1 protein-coding gene is annotated in these 564 nt (G+C 40.8%); it reads left to right on the plus strand.

Annotation, left to right across the window (positions count from 1 at the left end):
• A partial coding sequence (locus AB4512_RS24920) for a hypothetical protein (protein WP_372176142.1) occupies positions 1-564 on the plus strand: 564 nt, incomplete at both ends.

The raw sequence follows: 564 nt of genomic DNA on the forward strand, positions 1-564 counted from the left end.
GAGTTAGAAACTCCAGATGAAGATGATTATTACGATGATTTTGAGGTATTGAGTAGTTTTTCAAATGCTAGCGGCACCATGATTATTTGGGAGAATATAGACCGTTTAGTTAAGTCTGGCAGTGAAAAGCAAATGCGAGAGCAGATTAAGTCTCTTGGTAAAGACCTTTCTTTAGAGCTAAGCGCAGTATTCTTCAAGTTTTTGAACTCTGGTGAAGTGACCATTTCAATGAAAGTTGGAGATAGCCCATCCGTAAACTTAAAGGGTTGGGATCCTCTCTGCTCCCAATTTGTAACTAAGGACGGTGTGCGTTCTCGTATATTGAAAGAGAGGTCCGTACAAATTGAGGGCGATAAAAATCTTAGCTTTACCGTAAAAGGCGGTGTTATTCCTTCTCTAAATGAATTGAATTCTGATGAGCAAGACTACGTCCGTTATGGCCTCGATAATCAAGGGCTTTACATCTATCGAGAAGGTCGCCTTATCTGGCACGATGGCTGGCCACATCGTATGTATAAAAAAGAAAGTAAGATCACACGTCTTCGAGTTGAGCTGAATTTCAGC

It is taken from the genome of Vibrio sp. 10N.222.52.B7 (assembly GCF_041474275.1).
In the GTDB taxonomy this organism is placed as follows: Bacteria; Pseudomonadota; Gammaproteobacteria; order Enterobacterales; family Vibrionaceae; genus Vibrio; species Vibrio crassostreae_C.